Source organism: Limnospira sp. PMC 289.06 (assembly GCF_032350395.1).
In the GTDB taxonomy this organism is placed as follows: domain Bacteria; phylum Cyanobacteriota; class Cyanobacteriia; order Cyanobacteriales; family Microcoleaceae; genus Limnospira; species Limnospira platensis.
Map to the genome: position 1 here is coordinate 12,719 of NZ_JARPLC010000069.1, position 14,419 is coordinate 27,137.

The following is a 14,419-nucleotide window of genomic DNA, read 5'->3' on the forward strand; positions in this document are numbered from 1 at the left end:
GTAGTTACACAAGATTTCCGAGTGGGATTGAAATTAAGATTTTTGTTCACCTTTGCGACTGACAAGGGAGAAAGCTGCGCCAACTGCTAGGAGTCCTAACACCATAGTAGGTTCAGGAACTTGCACACCTCTGATGGCATTCATATTTTTCTTGCCGATATCAAGGGCAAACACAACATCATTATAGTCTCTGTCACCACCACCGACGATATCTTCAAAAGCTAACACCAGATAGCCAGATTGTTCATAGGCCATCACTTGTTGGAATCCATTTCTGTTCCGGCTGGAGTCAACATATAAACGAGTAGGGTTGCTGCGTCCATAACCATCTGAATTGAGGAAAAAGTCTAGGGTGGTTCCTCCGTTAACTGTACCCAAGCTGACAAAATCACCTGCTTGTAAAGGATTAGCGGTTGGGTCGTTGCGAGAATTTCGATAACCGGTATAAGTTGAGCAACTGCTAGTTAGGCAGACAATATCATCAAACAGAATAGTGTCTGATATGTTGGTAGCCCCCGTAGCGGAAACACCTAATTGGTTGCGGTAATTGGCACCCTCACTGAGGAAATGCACTTTAACTTCATGGTCGAAATCTAATGTGAGTTTACTCAAATCTAGCTGACGACTAGAAACAAATGAGGGGTCTAGGCTTGATATTCGGTGTGGATATAGTCATTAAAAACACCGGAGTTAATCAGCCCTTGAAATTGTTGATCGGCTCGTTGAATAGTGAATGCAGCAGCGTAACCAGCAACGGCTAGGGTAGTTGTGACGGCTGTAAATGCTGCGAGGATTGTGGATTTCATGGGGGTTGGTCTCCGTAAGTTTTAAGATAACAGTTCAGTAAGATGCGAGTCCTGGAAGATTCATAACTTTTTAGCTGATGAGTCTATTATGGAACAGGGATCAGTTATTTGTCCAGCAAAATTAGGAATCTTTACCAAATCTTTAAACAAATTATGGGTTGTATAAAGATTATGATATTTTTTAGGTGAAAATACGGAGAGATAATTGGGAATATTCCCCCTGGGTGTATAGAGAATTGATAATCTTGAGAAACCGGGTTTACAGCCCTTTTAGTAATCATGCAATAGGCATTAAAAGTCCCTCTCCCAAAGTAGGAGAGGGATTTAGGTTACTGAGTGATAAATCCGGTTCCTTTGAACCCCCTAGGGGGGCTATTGTGATGAAACCTCATGGGTTATTTCTCGATTTTGGCGACCTCTAGTAATGTTTTGAGTAGGGAATCAGGATTAAGACTAATGGAATCAATCCCTAAGTCAACCAAAAACCGGGTAAATTCAGGATAATCACTGGGTGCTTGACCACAAATACCAATCTTGCGATCGCGACGTTTAGCAGCTTGAATGACCATTTTAATCATGCGCTTAACTGCTTCGTCCCGTTCATCAAAAATGTGGGCTACGAGTCCGGAATCACGATCTAAGCCGAGAGTTAACTGGGTTAAATCATTGGAACCGATAGAAAAACCATCAAACACCTGACAAAACTGGTCAGCCAATAAAACATTACTGGGTAACTCACACATGACATAAACTTGCAGACTATTTTCGCCACGTTTTAAGCCATGTTTTGCCATTTCTGCTAAGACCTGCTGACCTTCTTCGGGGGTGCGACAGAAAGGAATCATGGGAATGACATTAGCTAATCCCATTTCATCCCGAACCTGCTTGATAGCTTGACATTCCAAGGCGAAGGCTTGGCGATATTTAGGGTCAGTATACCGAGACGCACCGCGCCAACCAATCATGGGGTTTTCTTCGATGGGTTCAAATTGTCGCCCTCCCAGCAAATTGGCGTATTCGTTACTTTTTAAATCGCTCATGCGGACAATAACGGGTTTGGGATAAAAAGCAGCAGCAATAGTGCCAATTCCTTGGGCGAGTTGACTAATAAAATAGTCGGGTTTGCTATTAAATCCGGCGGTGAGTTTTTCGATTTCCTGGCGCGCGGCTTGATCTTGGAGTTGGTCAAAGTGAATTAAGGCGAGGGGATGGACTCGGATCTGATTGGCGATGATAAATTCTAGTCGCGCTAGTCCTACGCCGTCACAGGGTTGAGAGGCGAGGCTAAAGGCTTCTGCTGGGTTGCCAATATTGAGTAAAATTTGGGTGCGGGTTTTGGGTAAATCGTCTAATACGGTTTTGGCGATCGCAAAAGGTACTAAACCCTGATAGACCTTACCGACTTCCCCCTCAGCGCAGGAAACGGTTACGGCTTGACCTGTGCGTAAGATATCGGTAGCATTACCACAGCCCACAATAGCGGGAATGCCCATTTCTCGCGCAATAATCGCCGCATGACAGGTGCGACCGCCGGAGTTGGTAATAATGGCGGAGGCTTTTTTCATAATTGGTTCCCAGTCGGGGTCTGTTTTTTGGGTAACTAAAATTTCCCCTGGTTTAAATTCATGAATGCGCTGGACATTCAGGAGAAGGCGGGTTTTACCTTGACCAATACGATCGCCTACAGCGCGACCCTCGACTAAGACTTCTGCTGTACCTTGGAGGTGATATTGTTGCAAAATGCGATCGGACTTTTGAGATTGGACTGTTTCCGGACGCGCCTGGACAATAAATAATTCCCCAGTTTGGCCGTCTTTAGCCCATTCAATGTCCATGGGGGAATAACAGCCCCGAATTTGGTTATAGTGATCTTCGATAATTTGCGCCCATTTAGCCAGCTTGAGAATTTCCTCATCACTGAGGGCAAATTTTTGTTGTTCAGTTTCTGGGACGGGGATAATGCGGGTAGCTTGATGGCGATCGTAAACCATTTTTACGGCTTTACTACCCAGACGCTTGGCGATAATCGGTCGAAAACCCTCCCGCAACATGGGTTTAAATACCATGAATTCATCAGGGTTGACAGTCCCTTGGACTATGGTTTCCCCTAAGCCATAGGCGGCGGTAATTATGACGGCATTTTTGAATCCGGTTTCTGTATCAATTGAGAACATTACCCCGGAAGTGGCTAAGTCCGATCGCACCATTTTTTGTATGCCAATAGATAAGGCTACATCAAAATGATCGAAACCTTGGAGGCTACGGTAGGAAATAGCGCGATCGGTGAATAGGGAGGCGAAACATTTGCGAGTCGCTTCTAAAATTCCCTTGATACCGTGAATATTTAAATAGGTTTCCTGTTGTCCCGCTTCCGCGTGCGTCACAGCAGCAAATTGGTTGGTTTTCCCAAAGGTGGATCCTGTGTGACGCACCCTACCGTTAGGGAGGTCTTCAGCGGTGGCTGACGATCGCACTGCTACATCTGTTTCATTACCATATAGATCGCACAGTTGTTTATAGGCTATGGCGATCGCCTGTTCGAGATCGGGGGGTAACAAGGTATTAACAATTAGCGATCGGGCTTCTTTCCCGCGCTGGCGCAGGTTTTTAATATCCTCAATATCCAGACCCGCCAATAACCGCCGCAACTCACTTTCCAAACCGCCATATTCAATAAAATAGCGATAGGCTTCCGCCGTGATTGCAAAACCCTGGGGAACATTAATTCCCCGCAATTCCAGTTGTTGAATCATCTCCCCTAGGGAAGCATTTTTACCACCCACTAGGGGAAGGTCAGCCAGTCGCACATCTTCAAACCATAAAATCAGAGTTTTGTTTTGCTTAACTTGGGCTTTTGTATTGGCAAATAGTTTTAACATGGGCTGAAACACTCCAAATCAAAGTTGCCGTCATCAAACTGGCGGCTTTCGGTTTATCGAATTTAATCAGAAACAAATGACGGATGGGATAGAAACCCTTAATCGTCCTTAGCTACGAGTTTTAGGCAGTTATTGAAAATCATTTTTACCTTGATCCCCAATTTTATGTTGTCACAGAAAACTGGTTTTTAGGTATTTCTTATCTAGGTAGACGGTTAAACGTTGTTTTTTTGGTGACTACTTTTATTATATTGCTTTTCTCATAAAACGACATCTCCTGATCACCCTCAGCCATAGTTACCAGACTAAAATCATGATGAATTGTGGGAAATATGGGTTATTCTTAAAAAAGATTAAGCAGATCAGGAGCTTAAAATGAAAGTTAAGAAATATTACGAATCCGTTGCCCCTTATGAACGGGATCAGTGCGCTGAGATCATTTGTCCCATTCAGTTTTTAATGGATATCATTGGCAGTAAATGGTCAGTCCAAATTTTGCGGGAGTTATTCCGAGGCGATATGAGAACCCATGAATTGATTGAAGCCTTACCAGGGATCAGCACAAAGACTCTGACGATCCGATTGAGAGAGTTAGAAAAGTATGGCTTATTAATCCGTACCGTTTACCCAGAAATCCCTCCCCATGTGGAATATTCTCTCACTGCTAAAGGTCGGGAACTAAAACCTGTGATTTTGGCCATGAAACAAGTGGGGGAACAGTGGCTACACCAGGAAAGTTGTATATGTGCTTTGGAATTGAGCGGCTAGAAAAATGATCGGATTTTTGATACAATTTCAAATAAGGTGGTAAAATGCGATCGCTTTTATGTGATTCAAGCCCCAAATTAACCCCTTTTGTACAAAAATCGAGTCTACTGTGACTGATAATCCTCGCCAATTAGCTTTTGTCACCCTCCGAGACATTCAACGACGGGGCGCATTTGCTGATATAGTTTTAGATGAAAAATTGCGTCAAGCTGACCTTAAAGATGCCGATCGCCGCCTGGGAACAGAATTAGTTTACGGTTGTACCCGACGCAGGCGAACCCTCGATGCAATTATTGATCGCCTAGCCAAAAAACCCGCCCACCAACAGCCGCCAGATCTGAGAATTATTCTGCATTTGGGGTTATATCAACTCTGCTTCAGCTCGAATATTCCTCCCTCGGCGGCGGTGAATACCACTGTAGACCTAACCAAAGTCAATAACTTATCTGGTTTGGGGGGATTTGTTAATGGTCTCTTGCGTCAGTATTTGCGCCTGGTGGAGGCGGGAAATTCCCTCGAGTCAATTTTGCAGTTACCGGAAAATCCCGTTTCTCGGCTGGGTATTCTCCACAGTTTCCCCGACTGGATGATCAAATTCTGGTTGGAGGAGTTGGGGGAGTCTCAAACCCAACAACTCTGTGACTGGTTTAATCAGTCCCCTAGTTTGGATTTAAGAATTAACCCCCTCTCGACTACCTTGGAGACGGTGGAAACAGCCTTTCAACAACAGGAAATCATCGGATCGCCTCTTCCGAAACTTCCCCAAGGTTGGCGATTATCTTCTGGTGTGGGGGCGATCCGAAATTTACCCGGATATGATCAAGGTTGGTGGACTGTTCAGGACGCATCCGCCCAATTGGTAGGATATATAGTAGATCCTCAGCCTGGGGAAATTATAATTGATGCCTGCGCCGCCCCGGGGGGAAAAACTACCCATATCGCAGAACTGATGGGGGATAATGGTAAAGTTATCGCTATCGATCGCTCCCCTGGACGGCTAAAACCTTTAAAACAGAATATTAACCGGCTCAAGTTGCGATCGATTCAGGTAGAAGTAGGAGATAGTCGTCATTTTCCACAATATAATAATATGGCCGATCGCGTATTATTAGATGCACCTTGTTCTGGTGGTGGGACTTTGCATCGGCGATCTGATTCCCGCTGGCGACAAACTCCTGATCAGATTCGGCAATTGTCTCAACTGCAGGCAGAATTATTAGAGATGGTCAGTCATTGGGTGAAGCCGGGAGGGGTATTAGTTTATGCCACTTGTACTTTATACCCCCAGGAAAATGAATGGGCGATCGCATCTTTTTTAAGTCGTCATCCTTCCTGGCGTGTAGAGGTTCCTAACCTAGATCTTCCGGTGGAACCCACTAAGGAAGGTTGGCTGAAAATTTGGCCCCATCGTCACCAAATGGATGGATTTTTTATAGCTAAACTTAGACACTGATGTTCTACTACTACGGCCGAAAAAAGCAAATAGCAAAGCATTATCCTTCTCCTAATTTTGAAGCGATCGTGGAACCTTTTGCCGGTTCGGCGGCTTATTCATTGTACGGAGAAAACTGGCAAAAAAATGTTTTTTTAGTAGAAAAAGATGAGAGCGTCTCCGATATTTGGAAATGGTTAATTGAAGAAGCAACGCCACAGGTAATCAACAATTTACCTGACTTAGAAATCGGCGAAAAGAGTTCCGAATTTCTTCATATTATTCATGCAGCCACGAAAATGGCATTTCACTATAAAACTATTAAAGTGACTGCAGTTCTAGCTAGAAATTGGCAGATTAGTAAAAGATATATGTGCGAAAACTTATTTAAGATTAAGCACTGGAAGATTATCTGTGGAGATTATACATTAGCCCCCGATATAGAAGCAACTTGGTTTATTGACCCACCCTATAAAGACGCTTCTGGGGAAGGTTATCGCTATGGAAGTAAACTTATTGATTATCAAAAACTAGCCACATGGTCTAAGAATAGGAAGGGAGAAGTTATATTTTGTGAAGGTCATTGTGGTAATTATCTACCGTTCAAGCCATTGCTATACTTAAAAGGTGTAGCCGGAAAAACTAGCAAGGAAATGATCTACTATCGTTCCGATAGTTACCCTCAGCTTTTAGCTAAATCGAAAATTTCATAATCATCTGATAAACCTGTTTATATAGATAATCATCAATTACAGCTACCCAACCTTGTCCCATCTTCTGTTTGCCACTTACTTTCATCCCCGTTACTTTCGTGTTTCTACCTCGTGTTCCACTAATATTTCCCCAATCATCTTGAGTCAGATTATTGGCATAGAAGATAGCCGTAACTTTTGGATAGTTAAAATCCTGTTCATTTAGGACAAAATCCCAAACTAATCCCAATAACTCTTTTACTTCTTGATGATGAGCCTGCCAGGTAATGCCTTCTAAAGCATTGATTCTTGGTTGTCCGGCTCTGAGATTTGCACCTTTAGTTATATTTCCAATAGTACACTTTACCTCTAAACCAACAGGATAATTACGCAATTCTTCCTCCGGCGAGTTTTCACTTCCCTTGGGGATTAGATCGGGATGTCCTTTCTCTATGGGGTTAACGATCGCTTCTGTTACTTCGGCTATAGACTGGCAAAACATGGAACCAACAATCGAACTTGTAGTTTTATAATCAATATTTTTATAAACAGCCGCCGGAATAGTTTCTAGAAATTGATTGGTTTGGGACAGTGCTGAATCTATATGTCTAGCATTGACTTCAAATCCCCCCAAAATATGGAAATTAGGATTAATAATATATGTCATATAATGCTCGTTCCACTTCAGCTATCAAAACACTAGCAGTAGTGTTTAGAGATTGGGAAATCCGAAACAAGACAGACAAAGTGGGTGATTTTAAACCACGTTCTATCTGGCTGACATAGGTACGATGTATACCTGCTCTGTCAGCGAGTTCTTCTTGGGAAATCTTTGCTAGTGTTCTGTACTTAATCAGAACTTGACCTAAAGCCTTGTTAATCTCTGTCATGCTGAAATTATGTCAGCTACAGATACCCTGAGTCTACAGACAATAGTATTCAAGTGAGTCCGATCGCCCAATAGCAAATCAGTATGAGGACTGAACCCAACAATATTAGTGGATGGATCCCAGAGAGTGTCAAGAATTTAGGATAAAATTAGGTGTAAAGCCCAAAAAACACCTGATATGCACTTGATTCTATGTCATACCACAGCAGATTTTGACTCCTTGGGGGCGGCGGTAGGTTTAACTTGCCTGTATCCAGGTAGTAGAATAGTGCTGACGGGGGGATCTCATCCAGCCGTGCGGGATTTTTTGGCTTTGTATCGAGATGAGTTTCCATTGATTGAAAGGCGATCGGTTAATCCTGAGCGGATCTGTAAATTGTCCGTGGTGGATAGCCAAAATCGCGATCGCCTAGGGAAAGCAGCCGAATGGTTAGACTTACCCAATTTGGAAATCCTGTTGTATGACCATCACCCTCACCTAAAATTAGATATCCCCGCTACATGGACTCAAATTGAAGCGGTAGGGGCAACTACTACTTTAATTGTAGAGCATTTGCGCTCTATGGCTAATCCTGTGATTCCCCGACCAGCAGAAGCCACAGTTATGGCTTTAGGTATTCATGTCGATACCGGATCGCTAACCTTTGACCATTCTACTCCACGGGATGCGATCGCCTTAGCTTGGTTAATGGAAAAAAATCCGAGTTTATCTGCGATCGCCGAATATGTAGAACCCGGCTTATCTCCTACCCTACAGGACTTATTAACCACAGCTTTAGAAACTCTACATCAGTCAACTGTCAAAGGTAACACCATATCCTGGGTATTATTGGAAACTGATGATTATGTACCCGGTCTGTCTAGTTTAACCTCCGAATTATTAGACCTGACCGAAAGCGATGGATTATTACTAGCTAATCAATATCGAGTCCGTAGCGGTGGGGAGAAACGATTAACTATTATTGGGCGATCGCGCATTGACCAAACCGACCTCAACCGCCTATTTAATCCCCTCGGTGGTGGTGGTCATCCCCGCGCCGCTTCCGTGATTTTACGAGATGTCGATCCGCACTCCACCTTAGAAACCCTGGTAACTAATTTTAAGGCACAAATTCCTCCATCACCTACCGCTAGGGAATTAATGTCTTCCCCAGTACGCACTATTCGCCCGGGAACCAGCGTCGGGGAGGCTCACCGTATACTACTACGTTATGGTCATTCAGGGCTATCTGTTTTAGACGATAACCATCAACTGGTGGGGATTATCTCCCGTCGTGATATTGATATCGCCTTACATCATGGTTTCAATCATTCCCCAGTGAAAGGTTATATGACCCCGCAACTGCGGACAATTACCCCGGAAACTTCACTCCCGGAAATTGAGTCAATTATGGTCACTTATGATATTGGTCGATTACCCGTTTTAGAAAATGGTAATTTAGTCGGAATTGTCACCCGCACCGATGTATTAAGGTTACTTTATCAACAGCATTGTCTACCCAAACCTACCCCCCGCCGAGGTTGTATTCCGGGTTCTACTTGTAGCACTGTTGATGAACTTTTACAAGAACGTTTAGCCCCAGAACTTTGGCAAATTTTAGCCAAAATTGCCGAACTTAGTCAACAGCGAGGTTGGCAAATTTATCTAGTCGGTGGGGGAGTGCGAGATTTATTGTTAGCTGAACCGACGGATAATCTCTTATTACATGATATTGATTTGGTGGTTGATGGTTGCTATCACAATTCTACTAACAATATATCAGATGAGATAACTACGACAATTTCTCCGGCTGTGGATCTAGCGCGATCGCTACAAGAATATTACCCACAAGCGCGACTAGAAGTGCATGGTCAATTTCAAACCGCCGCCTTATTGTGGCATAATCACCCCGTTTTAAACTCCCTTTGGATTGATATTGCTACTGCTAGAACCGAGTTTTATCCCTATCCGGCGGCTAACCCAGAAGTCGAAGCAAGTTCTATTCGTCAAGACCTCTACCGTCGCGATTTTACGATTAATGCTTTGGCTTTGAGATTAACTGAACCTAAATCCGGAGAATTATTAGACTTTTTTGGTGGGGTTCAGGATTTGGAATTACGAGAAATTAGGGTATTGCATCCTAATAGTTTTATTGAAGACCCTACCCGCATTTATCGCGCGGTCAGGTTTGCGGTGCGACTGGGTTTTAATCTGGAACATCACACTAAGGAATATGTCGATTATGCCATTAATAGTGGTATTTATGACCGCCAGCGACAACAGCGAGATTCTGCTAAAATCCCCGCTTTGGAAGCCAGGCTAAAAAGTGAGTTAAAATATATTCTGCAAGCCCCCTATTGGCAACCGGCTTTACATTTATTAGGGGAGTTAAAAGCCCTGCGGTGTATTCATCCCACTTTGGAGTTAAATCAGCTTCTCTGGCGGCAAATTAGAACCGTAGACCGCTGTTTAAAACGGTTTGACCCTCACCACACTCTCACCCATTGGCAAATTCGCCTGGATGTCTTAATCGCCGCTTTGTCTCCCGAATATCGCCGGGAAGTTGCCGATATTTTTCAGTTTAATTCTCAGCAGGTAGACCGTTTGTTAAACCTAGAAAATGCTCAAAATCGAGTGGCGGATTTATTGCCCAATTGTCAGCAGCCTAGTGATTATTTTCGGGTGTTTGAACCCTACGATTTACCGATGTTGATTTTAATTGCCGCCCATTCTCCTCGGTGGGTGAGAAAGCAAATTTGGAGATATTTAAATAATTGGTGGAATGCTAAACCGATTCTGAATGGTAATGATTTGAAAAAGTTGGGATATAAACCTGGACCGCAATTTCAAATTATGTTAAATGACTTGCTAAATGCTACCTTAGATGGTATAGTATCCGATACTGTGGGGGCAACTAAATTTATAAGCGATCGCTATCCCCATTCCAGTAGTTGACCCCATGAAACCCGGTCGGAATTATCACTAATGTTCATTGCCCAAAGCATGAAGAACTTGCCGCGAACAATGAACAATAATAATAAATCACCGCATTTGCTAATCAACCCTCTCCAATTGCCAGAGGATTTGATTACCTTCCCGTCTAACCCTGGAAACTTCCCAATTGCGCCACGCCCAGTTATCACCGCGACTGGTGACAGCACTGGCGTTAATATCCATTAAATCAGCAAGTTCTGAACTACTGATCAAATAGCCTTTACTAGCAATTTCGTCGGCAATATGCAGGGTTTCTATGAGATTCCTAAGTTGATTAACTCGAAATTCCCGGGGTAAACTCTCATTGGACTCGTTGATTGGCTCAGTCATAGCAAAATTTGATACAGCAAGATTAGAGTCTATCACAAGAAATTGTATCTTGAGATTGTGCAATGGGTCAGTTATCTCTGAAACAATTGCCAAAAATTAAGTTTAAATTTGGGGATTTTCCCCAACCTCCGCCTGGTGGACTAACTCTCACCGTGATACCCGATAACGGCCAAAGCGTCAACAACCAACAGTTCACTCTTCACGCTTTCACTTTTGTAAGGGATTGACCACAGACCCCATAAATAAAATGGTGCCACTGTCAAACTCTCTAATTATAAACATAAATGGTCGATTAATATGAATGCGATCGCGGATGGAACTTCTACTTCCGGCAATTACCCCAGTGGCGGCTGATGCTTCTGTGCCTTTTTCGTCAACATTGACAAAGGCTTGATGCACCACATCATATAAGAAAAATGGTTTTTCGGAACTGATACCAGAAAAATCGGCAATTTCCGTAAAAGCTGATTCCATACCCATATAACTCAGGGTTGACTTGAGATTAAACGATGAGCTAAAATTAAATTTGGGTAGCCATATTTGTAAATTGACATATTCCAGGTTTTGCAGCCAGTTTTGTAAATTAGCGATCGTCATGTTGTCGGCGAAAGTGGGGAGGTCTGTTCCTTCCGCAGGTAGCAGAATTATCATTGATAAATTACCATCAGCGTAGGGAAGTTCAATTATCTTCACTTCCGGTAAACTATGATAACCAATAGAGACATTAGGATGGTGCATCATCGGCACGGAAATAGTTTCTCCTGATGGCAAATTAAAGATGCCATCTTGAGTATATTTCTCTGGAAAAGGTGACAACCAATCTCCCGCAAAATGAACCGCATTAGTCAAAATCAGTCGGGTGAATACATCCAAAGTTCCCGGTGCGATGAGGTCAGTAATTTTGTGGTTAGTTTCCTGGCTTATCCAATCATTAATTGTTTGACGTGACTCTTCATGATTGCCTCGAAAATCTACTTGAGTTAACGGCGCATTATAATGGTTTTTGGTGATTTGTAAAAAGGGTTCCTGAAACCTATAGCCGGACTGTCCCCACAGACGGTTAACTAAATAGAGTTGGGAAGAGTTGCGGCTTTTAATATCATTAACCAGACTGGTAAATTCCGGGTATAAACTACCAGGAGGCTGATGGAAATGGAAAACCTGGGATATTTGCATAGCCGTTTGATTTCGTGACCCTTCATAGGTCATAGCCATAGCAGTGGAAAGGCTATAGGGTGAAAAAAATAAATTGCCTGATATTTCCTTTTTGAGTTGGTTGTATAGGTCGAGAGCAAATTGGTTATTTTGATTCACGATCGCATTAGTATCTACACGAGCAATATTATATGAATTGGACTCTGTGCTGTTGCTAACAGCCTGGGATATGGTGGGTAAACTTACACCCCACAGTAATAGCAGAGAAGCCAATAGGGAACCATTCCGCCGCCCCCAAACTGACAATTTAGACATCATAGGACTAAGTACCATTTTAACTGTTCCATAGTTGACTATTTTCAAATTTAATCATTCCGATGATCACCCAGTTATTGAAAGTTTGAATAAGTAGCCCCTATCATTAGTTATACTGAGATCAGGGCGGGTTGATGATTCTTGGTAAAGCTGACCGGATCACCCGCCCTACAATCATTTATAATTGCCTCACCTCAGCCCAAACCCCACCAGTTAATTATGATTTCAATGCAGATAAAACCTGATCGTGAATCAGTCCATTACTCACCACTATACCCCGATTGTCTACCATTTTAATACTAGAAGCAAAATCTAGGGGTTTCCCGTACATATCTGTGACGCGACCTCCGGCTTCTTCAACGACAATCGCCCCGGCGGCATGATCCCAAATATTTTCCCGGTAATTGGGGTATTTAGGAGAAGGAAGACGCAGATATAAAGCCGCTTGTCCTGATGCTACAACCCCATATTTAGCTTGGGAGTCCATCCGCACCGAGGGGGAGGTAATTCCCGCAGCTTGAGCGATCGCATTTTGACGGGATTGATCACCGTGGGCGGCTTCCACGCTTTCCACAAAGCGCATATTGGCGGTATCTTCAGCTTTCACCACTTGAATCGGGGTAAATTTCCCAGTAGAAAAGGGCATTTTCATCGACCCTTCCCCCCGCACAGCCACAAACAACATTCCGGGAATATCTCCATCAATTGCATAAGCCGGACAGCCCATAATTCCTAGTTTAACCTCCCCGTTTTCAATTAGGGCTAGTGCGATCGCATATTGGTCTTTTCGTAAAAACCCCTTAGTGCCATCAATGGGATCTAGAGTCCAAAATCGTCCCCCCACACTGCCATTACCGCGATCTATCCAAGTAGTTACTTGCTCAGGGGTGGCATCAGGTATAATACTCTTAACATAGTCTGTAACTTTCTCCAGGTTGTTCCCCATTTCCGGGGTTTTCAGGGTAGTAGCATCTTCTTCTCCCACTATCGGATCATCGGGGAAGGCTTCTGAGATAGCTTTACAGATAATCGCCTGGGAACCAAAATCGGCAACAGTTACAGGGCTTTTATCCCCTTTTTCCATAGCGGGGGGAATGGCTTGTCGTACTTCTTCGCACAGACGGGAGGCGGCGAGTACGGCATCAATAGCGACTTGTTTTTCGCGATCGTAGGGCATGGAAACTCCTGGAGATATAATTAGTTGAGATTGTATCCTTACATAGCTTTACACTTGGTCTATCACTCGTCAAGTTTTCCCAAAATCACCTCCGGGAACTTTTCACCCCCTAACAACTCATCTTTCCACTATAATTTAAACTCTCAGGAACCCAGGTGATAATTATGCACCAATTACCCTAGTGATTTCTCGGATTATCCTATGCTATCAATTATGTCTTAATCACCGTGATTTTCCAGGGTAAAAATGAATCCTCCCAGTGTTAGGGGGAGATTGATACGCACCAAGTAAAATGGAAATTTTCCCTCCCTCTCGGAGAAGGTTGGGGAGAGAGCCATGGGCTGTTATTGCCCGCGCCGGTGACGCAATGGGGCGGGTAGAGGTTGACAATATTTAATTTTTGTGTTACTAAGTCTGGAGCGATCGCCTGCTATCAAAAGCCAGTAAATTCTCCGCCCCAAATTATCACCAAATCCGATTTAATCTCAACACAAATCCCGGCAAGACATCGCCGCCTGATAGTTCTGTGGGATCCTCGCCAACTTCGATTTCTTGTTGGGGGCGGTAGATTTCTACCCGTCGATTTTGGGGGTCAATTAACCATCCGAGTCGGGCTCCATTTTCCAAATATTCCCCCATCTTTTCTCGCAGTTCCGATAAGCTATCGGTAGGCGATCGCAATTCCACCACGAAATCAGGACATAAGGGAGCGAAACCTCGGCGCACCTCGGGTGTCAGTGCTTCCCAGCGGGGGCGACTCACCCAAGAAGCATCAGGGGAACGGATCGCCCCGTTGGGGAGAATAAATCCCCCGGACGAGTCAAAAGCAACACCCAACTCTTCGTGGGCTTCATCCCAAATTCCTAGTTGGGTTGTCAATCTGCTATTTTTTTGGCTTGATTCGCTCCCGGTGGGTGGTGTCACGAGCAATTCTCCTGTGGCGGTTCGTTCCAATCTTAAATCGGGGTTGGCGGCGGCGATCGCCTGGAATTGTTCAAGGGC

The 14,419-nt window shown here is 43.8% G+C and carries 13 protein-coding genes; 4 read left to right on the forward strand and 9 right to left on the reverse strand.

The window, feature by feature from the left end:
- Nucleotides 1-33: 33 nt before the first annotated feature.
- From P5674_RS14860 to ppsA, 3 genes are all read right to left on the reverse strand, one after another.
- Complete coding sequence (locus P5674_RS14860; RefSeq protein ID WP_014274455.1) at nucleotides 34-612, reverse strand: DUF4114 domain-containing protein; 579 nt, start codon at nucleotides 610-612, stop codon at nucleotides 34-36.
- 32 nt (nucleotides 613-644) lie between these two features.
- A complete protein-coding gene (locus tag P5674_RS14865; RefSeq protein WP_014274456.1) occupies nucleotides 645-806 on the reverse strand; it encodes a hypothetical protein in 162 nt (53 codons plus the stop codon).
- Nucleotides 807-1,201: 395 nt separating this feature from the next.
- On the reverse strand, nucleotides 1,202-3,685 hold the full coding sequence (gene ppsA, locus P5674_RS14870; RefSeq protein ID WP_014274458.1) for a phosphoenolpyruvate synthase: 2,484 nt from the start codon (nucleotides 3,683-3,685) through the stop codon (nucleotides 1,202-1,204).
- 375 nt (nucleotides 3,686-4,060) lie between these two features.
- On the opposite strand from ppsA, the gene P5674_RS14875 reads away from it, so the two are divergent.
- The 3 genes from P5674_RS14875 (at nucleotide 4,061) to P5674_RS14885 (ending at nucleotide 6,598) form a co-directional block, all read left to right on the forward strand.
- Nucleotides 4,061-4,453 (forward strand): winged helix-turn-helix transcriptional regulator, encoded by a 393-nt coding sequence (locus tag P5674_RS14875; protein WP_006619151.1) that lies wholly within the window; start codon nucleotides 4,061-4,063, stop codon nucleotides 4,451-4,453.
- Nucleotides 4,454-4,562: 109 nt separating this feature from the next.
- Nucleotides 4,563-5,906 (forward strand): 16S rRNA (cytosine(967)-C(5))-methyltransferase, encoded by a 1,344-nt coding sequence (locus tag P5674_RS14880; protein ID WP_006619152.1) that lies wholly within the window; start codon nucleotides 4,563-4,565, stop codon nucleotides 5,904-5,906.
- A complete protein-coding gene (locus P5674_RS14885) occupies nucleotides 5,906-6,598 on the forward strand; it encodes a hypothetical protein (protein WP_006619153.1) in 693 nt (230 codons plus the stop codon). The genes P5674_RS14880 and P5674_RS14885 overlap by 1 nt, the downstream gene beginning before the upstream one ends.
- On the opposite strand, the gene P5674_RS14890 is transcribed toward P5674_RS14885, so the two are convergent.
- Nucleotides 6,579-7,244 carry a hypothetical protein gene (locus P5674_RS14890; protein WP_006619154.1) on the reverse strand — a complete coding sequence of 222 codons (666 nt, stop codon included), beginning with the start codon at nucleotides 7,242-7,244 and terminating at the stop codon, nucleotides 6,579-6,581. The genes P5674_RS14885 and P5674_RS14890 overlap by 20 nt on opposite strands.
- Entirely contained in the window at nucleotides 7,228-7,467 is a 240-nt protein-coding gene (locus P5674_RS14895; RefSeq protein ID WP_006619155.1) for a helix-turn-helix domain-containing protein, read from the reverse strand. Before P5674_RS14895 ends, P5674_RS14890 begins: the two co-directional genes overlap by 17 nt.
- A gap of 177 nt (nucleotides 7,468-7,644) precedes the next feature.
- Between P5674_RS14895 and P5674_RS14900 the strand changes: the two genes are divergently transcribed.
- Nucleotides 7,645-10,401, forward strand: a complete 2,757-nt coding sequence (locus P5674_RS14900; RefSeq protein ID WP_006619156.1) for a CBS domain-containing protein — start codon at nucleotides 7,645-7,647, stop codon at nucleotides 10,399-10,401.
- Nucleotides 10,402-10,500: 99 nt separating this feature from the next.
- On the opposite strand, the gene P5674_RS14905 is transcribed toward P5674_RS14900, so the two are convergent.
- The 4 genes from P5674_RS14905 to P5674_RS14920 form a co-directional block, all read right to left on the reverse strand.
- Nucleotides 10,501-10,770 carry a hypothetical protein gene (locus P5674_RS14905; protein ID WP_006619157.1) on the reverse strand — a complete coding sequence of 90 codons (270 nt, stop codon included), beginning with the start codon at nucleotides 10,768-10,770 and terminating at the stop codon, nucleotides 10,501-10,503.
- 207 nt (nucleotides 10,771-10,977) lie between these two features.
- The gene (locus P5674_RS14910) at nucleotides 10,978-12,258 is read right to left on the reverse strand and encodes a serpin family protein (RefSeq protein WP_234933608.1); all 1,281 of its coding nucleotides are present in this window, start codon (nucleotides 12,256-12,258) and stop codon (nucleotides 10,978-10,980) included.
- Between the two features lie 199 nt (nucleotides 12,259-12,457).
- Nucleotides 12,458-13,417 carry a 3'(2'),5'-bisphosphate nucleotidase gene (locus P5674_RS14915; protein ID WP_014274461.1) on the reverse strand — a complete coding sequence of 320 codons (960 nt, stop codon included), beginning with the start codon at nucleotides 13,415-13,417 and terminating at the stop codon, nucleotides 12,458-12,460.
- A gap of 465 nt (nucleotides 13,418-13,882) precedes the next feature.
- The coding region (locus P5674_RS14920) for a Uma2 family endonuclease (RefSeq protein ID WP_315670067.1) at nucleotides 13,883-14,419 on the reverse strand (537 nt) is incomplete at its 5' end.

Excerpts from the sequence above, each read along its gene's own strand:
- P5674_RS14895 (WP_006619155.1), bottom strand. The coding sequence starts at position 7,467 with ATGACAGAGATTAACAAGGCTTTAGGTCAAGTTCTGATTAAGTACAGA.
- P5674_RS14885 (WP_006619153.1), top strand. The coding sequence starts at position 5,906 with ATGTTCTACTACTACGGCCGAAAAAAGCAAATAGCAAAGCATTATCCT.
- P5674_RS14910 (WP_234933608.1), bottom strand. The coding sequence starts at position 12,258 with ATGGTACTTAGTCCTATGATGTCTAAATTGTCAGTTTGGGGGCGGCGG.
- P5674_RS14865 (WP_014274456.1), bottom strand. The coding sequence starts at position 806 with ATGAAATCCACAATCCTCGCAGCATTTACAGCCGTCACAACTACCCTA.
- P5674_RS14915 (WP_014274461.1), bottom strand. The coding sequence starts at position 13,417 with ATGCCCTACGATCGCGAAAAACAAGTCGCTATTGATGCCGTACTCGCC.
- ppsA (WP_014274458.1), bottom strand. The coding sequence starts at position 3,685 with ATGTTAAAACTATTTGCCAATACAAAAGCCCAAGTTAAGCAAAACAAA.
- P5674_RS14890 (WP_006619154.1), bottom strand. The coding sequence starts at position 7,244 with ATGACATATATTATTAATCCTAATTTCCATATTTTGGGGGGATTTGAA.
- P5674_RS14900 (WP_006619156.1), top strand. The coding sequence starts at position 7,645 with ATGCACTTGATTCTATGTCATACCACAGCAGATTTTGACTCCTTGGGG.
- P5674_RS14875 (WP_006619151.1), top strand. The coding sequence starts at position 4,061 with ATGAAAGTTAAGAAATATTACGAATCCGTTGCCCCTTATGAACGGGAT.
- P5674_RS14905 (WP_006619157.1), bottom strand. The coding sequence starts at position 10,770 with ATGACTGAGCCAATCAACGAGTCCAATGAGAGTTTACCCCGGGAATTT.